Annotated in this window: 14 protein-coding genes; 2 read left to right on the top strand and 12 right to left on the bottom strand. The window is 74.1% G+C overall.

Annotation, left to right across the window (positions count from 1 at the left end; translation table 11 throughout):
• Positions 1 to 46 precede the first annotated feature (46 nt).
• On the bottom strand, positions 47 to 916 hold the full coding sequence (locus ACI8AD_RS14755; protein WP_456871278.1) for a DNA-3-methyladenine glycosylase family protein: 870 nt from the start codon (positions 914 to 916) through the stop codon (positions 47 to 49).
• A 29-nt stretch (positions 917 to 945) separates the two neighbouring features.
• Entirely contained in the window at positions 946 to 1530 is a 585-nt protein-coding gene (locus ACI8AD_RS14750) for an antibiotic biosynthesis monooxygenase (protein ID WP_456871277.1), read from the bottom strand.
• A gap of 157 nt (positions 1531 to 1687) precedes the next feature.
• On the opposite strand from ACI8AD_RS14750, the gene ACI8AD_RS14745 reads away from it, so the two are divergent.
• Entirely contained in the window at positions 1688 to 2542 is an 855-nt protein-coding gene (locus ACI8AD_RS14745; protein WP_456871276.1) for a DNA-formamidopyrimidine glycosylase family protein, read from the top strand.
• 114 nt (positions 2543 to 2656) lie between these two features.
• Here the strand turns inward: ACI8AD_RS14745 and ACI8AD_RS14740 are convergent, their stop codons facing one another.
• Complete coding sequence (locus tag ACI8AD_RS14740) at positions 2657 to 3499, bottom strand: PspA/IM30 family protein (protein WP_456871275.1); 843 nt, start codon at positions 3497 to 3499, stop codon at positions 2657 to 2659.
• Between the two features lie 186 nt (positions 3500 to 3685).
• Here ACI8AD_RS14740 and ACI8AD_RS14735 point away from each other — a divergent pair, with 186 nt between their 5' ends.
• A complete protein-coding gene (locus tag ACI8AD_RS14735) occupies positions 3686 to 4702 on the top strand; it encodes a PfkB family carbohydrate kinase (RefSeq protein WP_456871274.1) in 1017 nt (338 codons plus the stop codon).
• A gap of 17 nt (positions 4703 to 4719) precedes the next feature.
• Here ACI8AD_RS14735 and ACI8AD_RS14730 read toward each other — a convergent pair whose 3' ends face one another.
• The 9 genes from ACI8AD_RS14730 to ACI8AD_RS14690 form a co-directional block, all read right to left on the bottom strand.
• Complete coding sequence (locus ACI8AD_RS14730; RefSeq protein ID WP_456871273.1) at positions 4720 to 6348, bottom strand: glycoside hydrolase family 13 protein; 1629 nt, start codon at positions 6346 to 6348, stop codon at positions 4720 to 4722.
• An 11-nt stretch (positions 6349 to 6359) separates the two neighbouring features.
• Positions 6360 to 7676: an ABC transporter ATP-binding protein gene (locus ACI8AD_RS14725; RefSeq protein ID WP_456871272.1), complete on the bottom strand. Its 1317-nt coding sequence runs from the start codon at positions 7674 to 7676 to the stop codon at positions 6360 to 6362.
• A 48-nt stretch (positions 7677 to 7724) separates the two neighbouring features.
• On the bottom strand, positions 7725 to 8558 hold the full coding sequence (locus ACI8AD_RS14720) for a carbohydrate ABC transporter permease (protein WP_456871271.1): 834 nt from the start codon (positions 8556 to 8558) through the stop codon (positions 7725 to 7727).
• Complete coding sequence (locus ACI8AD_RS14715; RefSeq protein ID WP_456871270.1) at positions 8558 to 9520, bottom strand: carbohydrate ABC transporter permease; 963 nt, start codon at positions 9518 to 9520, stop codon at positions 8558 to 8560. Before ACI8AD_RS14715 ends, ACI8AD_RS14720 begins: the two co-directional genes overlap by 1 nt.
• On the bottom strand, positions 9517 to 10794 hold the full coding sequence (locus ACI8AD_RS14710; RefSeq protein ID WP_456871269.1) for an extracellular solute-binding protein: 1278 nt from the start codon (positions 10792 to 10794) through the stop codon (positions 9517 to 9519). Before ACI8AD_RS14710 ends, ACI8AD_RS14715 begins: the two co-directional genes overlap by 4 nt.
• Before the next feature lie 199 nt (positions 10795 to 10993).
• Entirely contained in the window at positions 10994 to 12223 is a 1230-nt protein-coding gene (locus ACI8AD_RS14705; RefSeq protein WP_456871268.1) for a DUF4032 domain-containing protein, read from the bottom strand.
• Positions 12224 to 12325: 102 nt separating this feature from the next.
• A complete protein-coding gene (locus ACI8AD_RS14700; RefSeq protein WP_456871267.1) occupies positions 12326 to 12736 on the bottom strand; it encodes a helix-turn-helix domain-containing protein in 411 nt (136 codons plus the stop codon).
• Positions 12737 to 13059: 323 nt separating this feature from the next.
• Positions 13060 to 13722: a CDP-diacylglycerol--glycerol-3-phosphate 3-phosphatidyltransferase gene (pgsA, locus tag ACI8AD_RS14695; RefSeq protein ID WP_456871266.1), complete on the bottom strand. Its 663-nt coding sequence runs from the start codon at positions 13720 to 13722 to the stop codon at positions 13060 to 13062.
• A 7-nt stretch (positions 13723 to 13729) separates the two neighbouring features.
• Positions 13730 to 15157 carry a MiaB/RimO family radical SAM methylthiotransferase gene (locus ACI8AD_RS14690; protein WP_456871265.1) on the bottom strand — a complete coding sequence of 476 codons (1428 nt, stop codon included), beginning with the start codon at positions 15155 to 15157 and terminating at the stop codon, positions 13730 to 13732.
• Positions 15158 to 15208 lie beyond the last annotated feature (51 nt).

The following is a 15208-nucleotide window of genomic DNA, read 5'->3' as shown; positions in this document are numbered from 1 at the left end:
CTCGCACGCTCGGCGCGGGCTCCTGGAGGGTGGCCGTTCCGGTCCGTCACCCAGCGCGCTGCTCGCGGGCGGCGCGCAGCAGGACCGCCGCCCAGCTGCGGTAGGGCCGCCACCGCTCGGCGATGGCAGCCAGCGCGGCCGCCGAGGGGTCCTCGAGCCCGTAGCGGGCGGCCATCTCCTCGTGCAGCCGCGGCTCGGCGGACGGGAAGACATCAGGGGAGCCGGCGCCGCGCACCACCACCAGCTCGGCGGAGAACGGGCCGATGCCGGGCAGCTCCCGGACCTGCGCCAGCGCCTGCTCCGCAGGCAGGGCGCGCAGCCGCCCGCCGTCGAGCCGCCCGTCGAGCGCCGCCTCGGCCAGCCCCCGCAGCCGCTCCTGCTCGACCGCCGGCACCGGCAGCTCGCCGGCCACGGCCGCCAGCCGTGCCGGCGTGGGGAACGCCGCCACCGCGACGCCGTCCACCTCGTGGCGGGTGCCCCAGCGCTCGGCGACGCGCGCCTTGGTGCCCGCGGCCGCCGCGGTGCTGGTGCGCTGCGAGAGCACCGCCCAGCAGGCGGCCTCGTACGGCGACCAGAACGACACCGGGCGGAAGCCGGGCCGCGCGGCCGCCAGCGGCGCGAGCACGGGGTCGGCGGCGGCCACGCCGGCCCACCCGCCGCCGTCGACGTCGAGGCCCAGGACCCGCGCGACCTGCTCGGCCAGCCGGGGCGGGTCGGTGTCGGCGCGCACGTGCACCACACCGTCGGCGTCCTGGGACACGGCGATCCCCACCGCGGTGTCGCAGCCCTCGACCCAGCAGGCCAGGCGCAGCACGCCGTCGGGCGCGCCGACGTGACGGGCCGGCGTGAAGCCCTCGAGGAAGCGGGTGCTCTGGGCCAGGTCGAACGGGCCGCGCACGGGGATCCGCTGCTGCACGCCCCCGGTCTACGCCCGGGGTGTGACGCTCAGCGGCCGCCGCGCAGCCAGGGGCCGAACCAGCGGGTCAGCCGCGGCATGAGCACCTGGCCGAGCAGCACGACGACGACCGTCGCCGACAGCAGCAGCCGCAGCGGAAGCGGCCACGAGGCGACGTGCGGGGCCACCAGCAGCGAGAAGCCCAGCGTGATCGCGAAGACGGCGGCGATGGTGAGCACCGTGAGCCGCCAGCGCGGGCCCGGCCGCGGCGGGGTCAGCGCGGTGAAGAAGCTGTCCAGCCCGGCGACGCGGGCGTAGTCGGCGCCGTCGGAGAGGTTCTCGACCCGGGTCAGGGCGGCCTGCCGGACCGACGAGCGCTCCCAGCGGGCCAGCGACTCGCCGTCGGCGAAGCGGTAGACGAGGTGGTAGCGCGTCGAGCCGGGACCCGGCCGCAGCACGCTGGCGCCGAGGTTGCCGGGAAAGGCCGCGGCCAGCCCCAGGACGTCGTCGGCCCAGCGCTCGAACGCCTCCCGCTGGTCGGGCCGCACGTCGCGGGCGACGGTCACCGTCACCGGCTCGCCGGCAGAGCTCAGGTGCGCGGGCGTGGTGCTGGCCGGGTCGGGACGTCGCTGCACGGGTGCTGCAGCGCCCGCACCGTGTGCGACGTTCCCGCCGCGCACGTGACCTCCCTCGCGCTGAGCAGCCGAAGGACCCCCTGCCCCCACCGCTCGCACGCTCGCGGCGGGCCCCTGCAGGGGGCCGACCGCCTGGTCACCAGGGACACTGGAGGGCGTGCCCGAGGGAGACACCGTCTGGCTGGCGGCCAAGCGGATGAACACCGCGCTGGCCGGCCAGACGCTGCGCCGCGGCGAGCTGCGGGTGCCGCAGCTGGCCGCGACCGACCTGACGGGCCGCACCGTCAGCGAGGTGGTGCCCCGCGGCAAGCACATGCTGACCCGGTTCAGCGACGGCTGGACGCTGCGCACCCACTACCGGATGGACGGCAGCTGGCACATCTACGCCAAGGGCGCCCGCTGGCGCGGCGGGCCGGCCTTCTCGATCCGGGCGATCCTCGCGACCGACCGGTGGGACTGCGTCGGTTACCGGCTGCACGACGTCACGATGGTCCGCACCGCGCACGAGGACTCCGTCGTCGGCCACCTCGGCCCCGACGTCCTCGGTCCGGACTGGGACCTCGACGAGGCGGTGCGCCGGCTGCGGTCGCACCCCGACGAGCAGATCGGCGTCGCTGTCCTCGACCAGCGCAACCTGTGCGGGCCGGGCAACCTCTACAAGGTCGAGGGCCTGTTCGTCTGCGGCGTGCACCCCTGGATGCGGGTGGCCGACGTCGAGGACCTGCCCGGGCTGGTCGAGCGCACCCGCGGGCTGATGCTGGCCAACCGCGACCGCCCGGAGCAGAGCACCACCGGGGACCTGCGCCGCGGCCGCGACCACTGGGTCTACGGCCGCAAGGACCGGCCCTGCTACCGGTGCGGCACCCCGATCCTGCGCGGCGACCAGGGCCCGGACCTGCAGGAGCGGATCACCTACTGGTGCCCGACCTGCCAGGCCACCGACGCCCCGGTCGACCCGGCGGCCCGCACCGGCGAGCCCGACCACCCGCCGCCCTTCGCCACCGCCCACTAGCACCGGGACCCGGCCACCTCGCGGTGACCGGGCCCACCGGTGACGAGCTGGAACGGCCCTCCTGCAGGGTCCCGCCGCGAGCCTGCGAGCGGTGGGGGGCAGGAGGGTCCTTACTCAGGCGTTCTCGGGGCGCTGCGCCGGCTGCTCGGTCTTCTCGAACGACGGCGCCGGCGATCCCGGGCCGATCGCCCCGGCCGCACCCGTGCCGCCCTCGACCGCCTGCGGTCCGGTGCCGCCCCCGCCCATGCCGGCCCGGATCTGCTCCAGCCGGGAGGCGCCGGCGACGTCGAGGGTGGCCTTCTGCACCTCGAGCATGCGGCCCTCGACGGAGGTCTGCGCCAGCTCGGCCTGGCCGAGCGCGTTGGCGTAGCGGGCCTCGATCTTGTCCCGCACCTCGGCCAGGCTCGGCGTGTTCCCCGGCGCAGAGAGCTCGTTGACCTGCCGCATGGAGGCGGCCACGTGCTCCTGCATCCGTGCCTGCTCGAGCTGGCTCATCAGCTTGGTGCGCTCGGCCAGCGTCGTCTGCAGCCGCATCCGGCTCTGCTCGACCGCGCCGCGCGCCTGCTCGGCGGCCTGCAGCGCCTCGTCGTGGCTGCGCTTGAGGTCCTCCATCGCCTGCTCGGCGGCGACGAGCTGGGTGGCGAAGGCCTGCGCCGCGTTCTCGTACTCGGCGGCCTTGGCCCCGTCCCCCTTGCCGCGGGACTGGTCGGCCAGGACCAGCGCCTGGCGGGCCGAGGCCTGCAGCTTCTCGACCTCGCCGAGCTGGCGGTTGAGCCGCATCTCCAGCTGCCGCTGGTTGCCCAGGACGGCGGCGGCCTGGTTGGCCAGCGCCTGGTGCCGCTGCTGCTCGGCCTCGATCGCCTGGGCGATCTGGATCTTCGGGTCGGCGCGCTGGTCGATCTGCGCGTTGGCCGACGCCGTCAGGTACCGCCACAGCTTGACGAGCGGGTTGGGCATGTCGAGCTCCTCCTGGTCCGGCGCGCTCCGGCGCCGCCTCGTGGCTGCTGTGGACCGCCGCGGCCCGCGGCGGTCCTCCCCGTCATCGTCCCAGGAGAAGCCGCACCCGGCCCAGCAGGGACCTCCCCCGTCCTCCGCTCCGGGGATCCCCGGGTGCCCGCGCCGGCCGGGCCCTATGGTCGGGCGATGGACCGCGACGCCCCCGTCCCGCCCACCCTCACCGTGCTGGGCGAGCTCGTCGTCGACCTGCTGCCGGTCCCCGGCGCCGACGCCGGCCCCGAGGGCACCGCGCCGCACTACGTGGCCCGCCCCGGCGGCAACGCGCTCAACGTCGCCGTCGCCGCGGGCCGGCTGGGCACCCGGGTGGCGCTGCTCGCCCGCCTGGGCACCGGCCCGATGGCGCCCGCGCTGCGCCGGCACGCCGAGCTCTCCGGCGTCGACGTCGCCGGGATGGTGGCGGCATCGGAGCCGGTCAGCGTCGCCGTCGTCGGGCTGGGGCCCGACGGCTCGCCGGACTACGGCTTCCACGTGGTCGGCGCGGCCGACTGGCAGTGGTCCGACGAGGAGCTGGCCGCGGTCCTGCCGGAAGGGACGGCGGTCCTGCACGTCGGCTCGATCTCCTCGTGGACGCCGCCGGGCTGTGAGGCGATCGCCCGGCTGGCCGAGCGCCTGGCCGGGAGCGCCCTGGTCAGCGTCGACCCGAACGTGCGCCCGATGCTGGCCGGCGGCCCGGTCGGCGCGGCGCTGGGCAACGACCGCGACGCGGTCCGGGCGCGGCTGGACCGGCTGGTCGCCGTCGCCGACGTGGTCAAGGTCAGCGCCGAGGACCTCGCCTGGCTCGAGCCGGACACCGCCGACCTCGACGACGCCGCGCAGCGGTGGGCGGCCCGCGGACCGGCGCTGGTGCTGCTCACCGACGGCGGGGCGCCGCTGCGGATCGCCCGGCCCGGGCGCCCGCTGCTGCACCGCTCCCCGCCGCCGGTCACCGTGGTCGACACCGTGGGGGCCGGCGACTCGCTGGCCGCCGGCCTGTTCGTCGGGCTGCTCGGGGCCGGCGTGACCGGCCGCGGAGCGCTCGAGGGCCTCTCCGACGACGACCTGCTGGCCGTGGTGGACGACGCCGCGCTCGTCGCCGCCCTCAACTGCACCCGGGTGGGCGCCGACCCGCCGACGGCCGCGGAGCTCGCCGCCGCGAAGGGGTAGCGCGCCGCCAGGACCGGTCAGGGCGCCAGCCAGGCCGCGGTGTCCGGCGGCAGGTCCCCGGCGGCTCCCTCGCTGGCGAGCAGCACCCTCCCCAGGCCCGCCAGCGGGACCGGCCGGGCGGACAGGTTGACCACGCAGCGCAGCGCTGGCCCGCGGTCGAAGGCCAGCACGTCCTCGCCGAGGTCCAGCCAGGTCAGCGGCTCCTCCCCGAGCAGCTCCCGCCGCAGCCGCAGGGCGTCCCGGTACAGCGACAGCGTCGACGACGGGTCCGCACGCTGCGCCTGCGCGGTCAGCGACCGCCACGACTCCGGCTGCGGCAGCCAGGGACGCACCCCGTCGGGCGCGAACCCGAACGGCGGGCGGTCCCCCGACCACGGCAGCGGCACCCGGCAGCCGTCCCGCCCGCGCGCGGTGTGCCCCGACCGCTCCCACGTCGGGTCCTGCAGCACGTCCTCGGGCAGGTCCTCCACCTCGGGCAGGCCCAGCTCCTCGCCCTGGTACAGGTAGGCCCCGCCCGGCAGGGCCAGGGTCAGCAGCGCCGCGGCGCGCGCCCGCCGCAGGCCGAGGGCGAGGTCGGCCGGCGCGGCGGCGTCGAAGCCCATGACCGCGGCGCCGCTGTCGGCCCGGCCGAAGCGGGTGACGTGCCGGGTCTCGTCGTGGCTGGACAGCACCCAGGTGGCCGGTGCACCGACCGGGGCCAGCGCGGCCAGGGTGCCCTCGACGACCGCGCGCAGCGCCCGCGCCTCCCAGGGCGCCTTCAGGTAGTCGAAGTTGAAGGTCGTGTGCAGCTCGTCCGGCCGCACGTAGCGGGCCAGCCGCTCGGGGCCGTTGACCACGGCCTCGGAGACGAACAGCCGCTCACCGTCGTAGGTGTCCCCGATGCGGCGCCACCGCCGGAAGACCTCGTGCACCGCGTCGACGTCCCAGTGCGGGTTGTCCACCCACTCGCTGCTGGCGAACGTCGCGCCCGGCGGGTGCCCGGCGTCGGGCAGGTCGGGCACCTTGGCCATGGCCGGGGCGGCGTCCACGCGGATGCCGTCCACCCCGCGGTCGAGCCAGAAGCGCACGATCCCGTCGAACTCCGCCTGCACGTCCGGGCTGTCCCAGTCCAGGTCGGGCTGCTCGGGCGCGAACAGGTGCAGGTACCACTGGCCCGGCCGGCCGTCGGACGCGCGCACCCGCGTCCACGCCGGGCCGCCGAACGCGCTGATCCAGTCGTTGGGCGGCTCCTCCCCGCCGGCCCGGCCGTCGCGGAAGAAGTAGCGCGCCCGCTCCCGGGAGCCCGGCGCGGCCGCCAGCGCGGCCCGGAACCACGGGTGCTCTGCCGAGGTGTGGTTGGCGACCAGGTCGACGACGAGCCGCAGCCCCAGGGCGTGCGCGTCGGCGAGCAGCGCGTCGACGTCGCCGAGCGTGCCGAACCGCGGGTCCACGTCGCGGTAGTCGGCGACGTCGTAGCCGCCGTCGGCCATCGGCGACGGGTACCAGGGGGTCACCCACAGCGCGTCGACGCCGAGGTCGGCCAGGTACGGCAGCCGGCTGCGCAGCCCGGGCACGTCCCCCAGCCCGTCGCCGGTGCCGTCGGCGAAGCTGCGCAGGTAGACCTCGTAGACCACCGCCGTCCGCCACCAGGGACGGCGGTGGTCCACGGAGGGCGTGGTTACGCGGCGCCGGATCGGTGCGCCCCGGACGACCCGGTGGACCCGGGCGACTCGGAGATGACACTGGAGCCGACGGTCTGCCCGGTGGCCTGGGCGTGCTGCACCTGCTCGACCCGGTCCTCGGTGGCCATCTGCGTCAGCCGGGCGCCGGCCTCCGCGTCACGGGTGAGGTTCTCACCCGTCTGCGGGTCGAAGACGTGCACCTTGCGGCTGTCGAGCCAGAAGTCGGCCTCCCGGCCCTCGCGGATCCGGCTGGTCGAGTCGATGGACACGATCGCCTGGGTGCGCAGTTCCTCGGAGTCCAGCTCGCGGGACAGGTCACGCAGCTGCGCGGTGATCGCCTCGGGCGCCTCGTAGGGGATGTAGGCGTACTGCGAGTCGCCCAGCCACTCGGTGACGTCGACCCGGGCACGGAAGACCGAGCCGTAGGGCCGCTTGGCCTCGTCGACGATGGTGGCGTCCTCGAAGTACTCCGGCCGGATCCCGACCAGCAGCAGGTCCCGCCCCTGGACCGCGGCCACCTGCCGCTCGTCGAGGGCGATCGGGCCGAACGGCGTCTGCAGCTGGTTGCCGTCCAACGTCGCCGGCAGGAAGTTCATCGGCGGCGAGCCGATGAACCCGGCGACGAAGAGGTTCACCGGCTGCTCGTAGAGCTCCCGCGGCGAGGCGACCTGCTGGATCTTGCCCTTGCGCAGCACGCAGACCCGGTCGCCGAGGGTCATCGCCTCGGTCTGGTCGTGGGTGACGTACACCGTGGTGATGCCCAGCCGGCGCTGCAGCCGGCTGATCTCGGTGCGCATCTGGCCACGCAGCTTGGCGTCGAGGTTCGACAGCGGCTCGTCGAAGAGGAACGCCTCGGCCTGGCGCACGATCGCGCGGCCCATGGCGACGCGCTGCCGCTGGCCACCGGAGAGGTTGGCCGGCTTGCGCTCGAGGTGCTCCTTGAGCTCGAGGACGTCGGAGGCCTCGGTGACGCGGCGGCGCACCTCGTCGTCGGGGGTCTTGGACAGCCGCAGCGGGAAGGCGATGTTCTCGAACACCGTCATGTGCGGGTACAGGGCGTAGTTCTGGAACACCATCGACAGGTTGCGGTCGCGGGGCGCCAGGTCGTTGACGCGCTTGCCGCCGATGATCATGTCGCCGCTGGTGATGTCCTCGAGTCCGACGATCATCCGCAGCAGGGTGGACTTCCCGCAGCCGGACGGACCGACCAGGATCATGAACTCCCCGTCGGCGATGTCCAGGCTGACGTCGTTCACGGCCGGGTAGCCGTCCCCGTACTGCTTGACGATGTGCTTCATCTCGATGGAGGCCATCAGATCTCGTCCCCTCGGTGGGTCGGCGGGATGGTGGGCACGGCCGGGTCAGCCCTTGACCGCGCCGTTGGTGAGACCGGCGACGATGCGCCGCTGGAACAGCAGGACCAGGACGACGACGGGGATGGTGACGATCACCGCTGCCGCGGCGATGGCCCCGGTCGGGTCCTGGAACTGGGAGGCCCCGGAGAAGAGACCGAGCGCGGCGGGGACGGGGCGCGCGCGGCTGGTCGACGTCAGCGAGATGCCGTACGCGAAGTCGTTCCAGGCGATGAAGAACGCGATGATCGCCGTGGTGAAGACGCCGGGCGCTGCCAGCGGGACGATCACCTTGCGGAAGGCCTGCCACGTCGTCGCGCCGTCGACCTGCGCGGCCTGCTCCATCTCCCAGGGGATCTCCCGGAAGAACGCCGACATCGTCCAGATGGAGATGGGCAGCGTCAGCGACAGGTAGGGGATGATCAGCCCGGGCCAGGTGTCGTAGAGCCCGATCTGCCGCCACAGGTTGAACAGCGGCGTGACGATCGAGATGACCGGGAAGATCGCCACCCCGAGCGCGGTGCCCAGGATCAGCTTCTTGCCCGGGAAGTCCAGCCGGGCGATCGCGTAGGCGGCAAACATCGAGAGGAGGCACGAGATGAACGTCGCGATCAGGCAGATCCCGAAGCTGTTGCGCAGCGCCGGCAGGAACAGGTCACTCGCCGAGCCGGTGAGGATCGTCGAGTAGTTCTCCCAGGTCCAGGCCGACGGCAGGAACGACTTGTTCGCCAGGTCCGCCGTCGTCTTGAACGACAGCGAGACGACCCATGCGATCGGGAACAGGCAGTAGAGGATGATCAGGGCCCCGCCGACCCACCACCAGGTCTTCTCCTTGGTCGACATCACCGCTCCCCTCGTGCCTGGGCCAGGTCGACCTTGAAGCCCTTGATGAAAATGAACGCGATGAGCACGACCGCGAGGAACAGCAGCACCGAGACCGCCGAACCCAGCCCGATCTCCACCCGGGAGATCGTCTGCCGGTAGGCGAGGAACGAGACCGACTCGGTGTTGTTCGCACCCGCGGTCATGATGAAGATGCTGTCGAAGATCCGGAACGCGTCGAGGGTCCGGAACAGCAGTGCCACCATGATGGCGGCCTTCATGTTGGGGATGGTGACCCGCCACATCCGCTGCCACCAGGTGGCACCGTCGACCTTGGCCGCCTCCTGCAGCACGTCGGGTACCTGGGCCAGGCCCGCCAGCAGCAGCAGGGAGATGAACGGGGTCGTCTTCCAGATCTCGGCCAGGCAGATCACGAAGAGCGAGGAGGCCTGACCACCGAACCAGTCGGTGGTCTCGCTGACGCCCGGCAGCCAGGCGAACCAGCTGTTGACGAAGCCGGTGTTGATGCGGAAGGCGAACGCCCAGGCGTAGGCCGACACGACCGTGATCACCGCGTAGGGGATCAGGATGGCGGCCCGGACCACCGGGCGGATCGACGAGAGCGCCTTGGCCATCACCAGGGCCAGGGCGAACCCGAGCACCAGCTCGACGGCCACCGTGACCACCGTGATGATCAGGGTGACGAGGATGGCCTGCCACCACACGCCGTCGGTGAGGATCACCCAGTAGTTGCCGAGGCCCTCGAAGGACCGGTTCTCCGGGTCGGTGAGCCGGTAGTTGAACAGCGAGTAGTAGACCGCCTGAACGATCGGGTAGGCGGTCACCAGCAGCATGACCACGAAGGCCGGGCCGGCGAGCAGCCAGCCGAGCTTGCGCTCGGCCCGGGACCGGTCGCTGATCGACCCGCGCGGGGAGGAGACCGGCTGGGTCTTCTCCGTGGGTGGGAGCGTCGTCTGGGTCATAGCAGCTGCTCTCCTGACAGGACGGCCCGGGTGAGCGTCTCCGTGCGCTCACCGGTCTGGTCGTTGACCGAGCCCGGCGGGTGGAACTCCCGCAGGAAGCACCCGAGGACCTCGCTGTAGTAGGCCGTCAGCGGGCGGGACGCCGCCAGCTCCAGGGACTCGCGGATGGTGTCGGCCATGGGGTAGGCCTCCTGCACCTCCGGGTCGTCGTAGACGGCGACCGACGACGCCGGGTTGCCGTTGGTCACCATGTACTCGGCCTGGTTGTCGTCCTGCACGATGCAGGTCACCGCCTCGTAGGCGAGGTCGACGTTCCGGCTGAACGCCGACACGGCGATGTCGATCCCGCCGAGGGGAGGTGCACTCGGGGTGCCCTCGTCGACGGCGGGGTACAGCGCCCAGCCGTAGTCCTCGGGCACGGACGCGTCCAGGGTGCCGGCCTCGACCTTGCTCTGCGCCTGGGCGTAGACGAACGGCCAGTTCACCATGAAGCCGGCGTCGTCGCTCTCGAACTCGCTCGCGCTGGTGTCCTCGCTGGCCGTGGTGAAGCCGGCGCCGACCGCGGAGGAGTTGGCGACGGCGGCCATCACCTCGGCGGCGCGGTCCGCCTCGGGGGTGGCGAGCCCGAACTCGATGTCATCGGGGCTCTCCCCGCTCTCCACGATGTACTGCCCACCGGCGGACTCGAGGAGTGCGTTGAACCACACCATCAAGGACTCCGACCGCCTGCCCTGGGCGCTGAGCAGCTTGTCCTGACCCTCGGCGGCCTCGATCAGCTGGTCCCAGGTGACCGGCTGGCTCATGTCGAGCCCCGCCGCGTCCGCGACCGACTTCCGGTACCAGAGGAGCTGGGTGTTGGACCAGAAGGGGACCGCGACGAGCTCGTCGTTCCACGTGGCGGACTCCAGTGCACCCTCGAACACGCCCTCGCTGACCTCCTGCGCGACGTCCTCCGGCACGGGGGCGAGGAACCCCGCCTGGGCGAACTCCGGTGGGAACACCACGTCCAGGCTCATGAGGTCGATCGACTCGTCGTTGGCCGCGAGCCGGCGGATCAACTGCTCCCGCTGGGCGGGCGAGTCGCGGGGGAGCTGGGCCACCTCGATGCGGTAGGCCCCGTTCGACTCCTCCGTACAGCGCTCGGCGATGGTCGCCTGACCGCCCGAGTCGGGGTTGATGTACCAGGTGAGGGTGGGGGTGCTCCCGGCATCACCGCCGCCGCAGGCGGCCAGCGTCGATGCGGCGACGGCGGCGACGGCCGCGCTCCCCAGCACCCGCCGTGGCCGTCTGCGCCGACTCCGGGGGGTGCGCCCGCCACCGGGCTCCACGTTTCCGACTGTTGCGATGGACAAGACGCACCGCCTCCGTCTCGGCGAACACCGACGATCACCGCGTCGTCGATACCGTGGCCCAGGCCACAGACGACCGCAACCCGGCCGTGCCGTGGTCGTGACCAGCGGCGCGGCACTCCGCTCAGGGGCGGGTGACGATCACCGAGGGTGTCGTGAGCTCGGGCGGCATCGACGGCAGCACGGTGCGCACGTAGGACCGCGCGGCCTCGGTCGTGCCGACGTCGCGGCCGGCCTGCTCCGAGAGGAACCAGCGGTGCTCGAGCACCTCGTGGAAGACCTCGGCCGGCTCCAGGCGCCCGGCCAGCTCCGGCGGGATCGCGTCGACGACCGGCTGGTAGACCTCGGCGAGCCAGCGTGACCCGGCCACCGCCTCCGACACCGGCCCGCCCGCCTTCTGCTCGAGGTAGGCGCGGAAGGAGCGCAGGTCGTTGAGCAGCCGCCGGGCCTGGTTCTCCTGGACCTCGAGGCCGGTGAGCCGGAACAGCTCCCGGCGGTGCTGGCCGGGGGCGGACACGCGGGTCTCGACCCGCAGGCGGGCCCCCTCGTCGGAGGTGACCAGCTCGACCTCGCCGACGTCGAAGCCGAGGTCGTTGAGCCGCTGGAGGCGCTCGGCCACCCGGTAGCGCTGCTCGTCGGAGCGGAAGACCTCCTCGTGGGTGACCTCGTCCCACAGCGACGCGTAGCGCACCGGGAGGCTGTCGGCCACGTCGATCGGGTCGACGCCGTCGGGCAGCAGCTCCCCGTACTGCAGGTCCAGCAGCTCGGCGCCGACCCGCTCGCGGGCCAGGTCGAGGTCGTAGTGGCGCTGGCCGCGGGTGAGCGACGGGTGGCGCTCGGCGGTCTCGGCGTCGACCAGGTAGGCCGCCAGCGCCCCGGCGTCGAGCCGGAAGAGGGTGTTGGACAGCGAGCAGTCGCCCCAGAAGATCCCGGCGAGGTGCAGCCGCACGAGCAGCACCGCGAGGGTGTCCATCAGCTGGTCCACCGACTGGCGGGCGCTGGGCCGGGAGAAGAGGTACCGATAGGACATCGAGTACTCGAGGTAGCGGGTGACGAGGATGGCGTCCTGCCCGTTCGGGCGGTCGACGCAGATGCCGAGGACCGAGACCGACGGCAGGCCCTCCTCCTCGAAGTCACCGAGCAGGTCGTACTCGTGCCGGGCCAGGTGCTCGCCGATCTCCTTGAGCGCGAAGACCCTGCCCTGGGCGGCGACGAAGCGGACGACGTGCCGGGAGATGCCGCGCTGGGGCACCTCGAGCAGCAGGTCGGGGTCCCACTCCTCGAGCGGTTGGTGCCACGGCAGCGTCAGCAGCTCCGCGCCGTCGGTCCCCGGTGGACGGAAGAGGTATCGCACCGCGACCTCCCGTGGTGGCCCCCAGCGGCCGACCGCCCGGGCCCGGGCGGTCGCCGACCACCCTCCCACGTGCCCGGCCCGGACGCGGGCCAGGCACGCGGGTCAGGCGGCGAGGGCGACGGCGCCACCGGCGCGGTGGGCCGCCCGCGTGGCGCCGACCAGGGCGAGGGCGGGCTCCGGCTCGGCGGCCGGGACCGGCGCCGCCTCGGCCGGCTCCTGCTCGGCAGGAGCCGCCTCGGCGGCCGGGGTGCCGGCGGGGGCCAGCGGACGGACGCGGCTGCCCGGGCCGCGCAGCTCGGTGCTCACCTCGGCGAGCAGGTCGGCGAGCTCCACGTCGAGGGCGTCACAGATCGAGGCGAGCAGCTCGGAGGAGGCCTCCTTCTGCCCGCGCTCGACCTCGGAGAGGTACCCGAGGCTGACCCGGGCGGCACCGGAGACGTCGCGCAGCGTCCGCCGCTGGCGCAGCCGGTGACCACGCAGGGTCTGCCCGAGCTGGGTGCGCAGCAACGTCATGGCCGTCTCCTGTCTGGCGGAGTGAAGAGCGGCGGCACCGGGGTGCCGTGCGCCCACGGTACGCGGGCCCCCTGTCCGGCACTGATCCGGCGGGCCCACGTCCGCTCACGGCGTAACACCGCGCCGGGCCTGCGCGTTCCCGGCCCGCGCCGACCGGGTGAGGGGATGGCACGGCCTCCTCGCAAGGGTCCGCGCCGAGCAGGTGACGTGCTGGAACGGCCTCCTCGCAGGGGCCCGCGCCGAGCAGGTGACGTGCTGGAACGGCCTCCTCGCAGGGGCCCGCGCCGAGCGGAGCGAGGCGTGGGGGGCGAGGAGGTCCTTCCTCAGGCGGCGGTGTCGGTGCGCGAACCGGCCGGCCCGGCGGCCCGCCGGGCGGCCGCCGCCCGCGCCGCCCGGGCACTGGTCCGGCGCAGCGCGAGCGCCCGCCAGACGTAGTCCAGGCCGGTGGCGAGGGTGAGCACGAGGGCCGCGGCCATGACCCACCAGCGGGCGGTGGCCAGCAGCCCGGTCAGCGGCAGGATGTACAGACCGATGGCCAGCGCCTGCACCACGGTCTTGGCCTTGCCGCCGCGGCTGGCCGCGATGACGCCGTGCCGGATCACCCAGAACCGCAGCAGCGTCACGCCGAGCTCGCGGACGAGGATGGCCAGCGTCACCCACCACGGCAGCAGGCCGAGCACCGACAGCCCGATGAGCGCGGTGCCGGTGAGCGCCTTGTCGGCGATCGGGTCGGCGAGCTTGCCGAACTCGGTGACCTGCCCGGTCCGGCGCGCGATGAGCCCGTCGTAGCGGTCGGTGATGATCGCCGCGGCGAAGAACACCGTCGCCCACACCCGGCGGGTGTCGTCCATGCCGCCGTCGGAGAGCAGCAGCACGGCGAACACCGGGACCAGGGCCAGCCGCAGCACGGTCAGCGCGTTGGGCAGGTTGACCAGCCGGGCCGACTGGGGCGGGGTCGCCGCCGGGTCGGGGACGACCGCGCTCACCGGGACCTCACGCGGCCGGGACCGGCGCGAGCGCGGCGGCGACGAGGTCGACGCCCTCGGTGCCGACCACCTCGGCCGCCAGCAGTTGCCCGGGACGGGCGTCGGCGGGCACGCCGGTGACCGTGGTGGTGCCGTCGGCGTCGGGGTCCTGGTGGGCGGCGTGCCCGACCCACACCCCCGGGCCCTCGTCGGCGGAGAGGTCCTCGGTCAGCAGCACCTCGACGCGGGTGCCGACGCGGTCCTCGGCGCGCTGCGCGGTCAGCTCCTCGACCAGGTCGGTGACCCGGCGGACGCGGGCGTCGATCTCCGCCCGGTCGAGCTTGCCGTCCAGGCCGATCGCCTCGGTGCCCTCCTCGTCGGAGTAGCCGAACACCCCGACGGCGTCCAGCCGCGCGCCGGTGAGGAACCGCTCGAGCTCGGCGACGTCGTCCTCGGTCTCCCCCGGGAAGCCGAGGATGACGTTGGTGCGGAACCCGGCCTCCGGGGCGAGGGACCGCGCCCGCTCGACGAGCGCGAGGAAGTCGTCGGTGCCGCCGAAGCGGCGCATCCGGCGCAGCAGGCCGGGCGAGGAGTGCTGGAAGGACAGGTCGAAGTACGGCGCGACGCCGTCGGTGGCGGCGATGACCTCCAGCAGGCCCGGCCGCAGCTCGGCCGGCTGCAGGTAGGCCACCCGCACGCGGGCGATCCCGTCGACGGCGGCGAGCTCCGGCAGCAGCCGCTCCAACGAGCGCAGGTCGCCGAGGTCCTTGCCGTAGGAGGTGGAGTTCTCGCTGACCAGCACCAGCTCGGTGACGCCCTGGCCGGCCAGCCAGCGCGCCTCGGTGAGCACCTCGGCCGGCGGGCGGGACACGAAGGAGCCGCGGAAGGTCGGGATGGCGCAGAACGCGCAGCGGCGGTCGCAGCCGGAGGCGAGCTTGAGCGCCGCGGTGGGGCCGGCCGCGAGCCGCCGCCGCTGCACCCAGCCGTGGCCGGGGATGACCGGCGCCTCCGGGGCGGTCGCCGCGCTCGTGCGGGCCACCGGGCTGATCGGCAGCAGCGTGCGCCGGTCGCGGGGCGAGTGCGGCACCAGCGGGCGCCCGGTGAGGACGTCGTCGAGCCGGTCGCCGATGGCGGTGTAGTCGTCGAAGCCGAGGACGGTGGCCTCGGGCAGCGCGCCGGCGAGCTCGGCGCCGTAGCGCTCGGCCATGCAGCCGACGGCGACGACGCGGGCGCCGCTGTCGGTGGCGGCGAGGATGGCGTCGACCGAGTCCTTCTTCGCCGACTCGATGAACCCGCAGGTGTTCACCAGCACCGCGTCGGCGCCCTCGGCGTCGTCGACGAGCCGGTAGCCGCCGGCGGCCAGCCGGCCGGCCAGCTCCTCGGAGTCGACCTCGTTGCGGGCGCAGCCGAGGGTCACCAGCGCCACGGTCCGGTCGGGGCTGGGCGCGGCGGTCACCGGTCCATCGTATGTGCTGGTGACCGACGGCCCCGGCCGGAGCGGGGTGAT

The sequence above is a fragment of the Geodermatophilus sp. SYSU D00766 genome (assembly GCF_054049915.1).
Note: the sequence above shows the minus strand (reverse complement) of the source record. Positions and strands in the feature narration are given on the sequence as shown.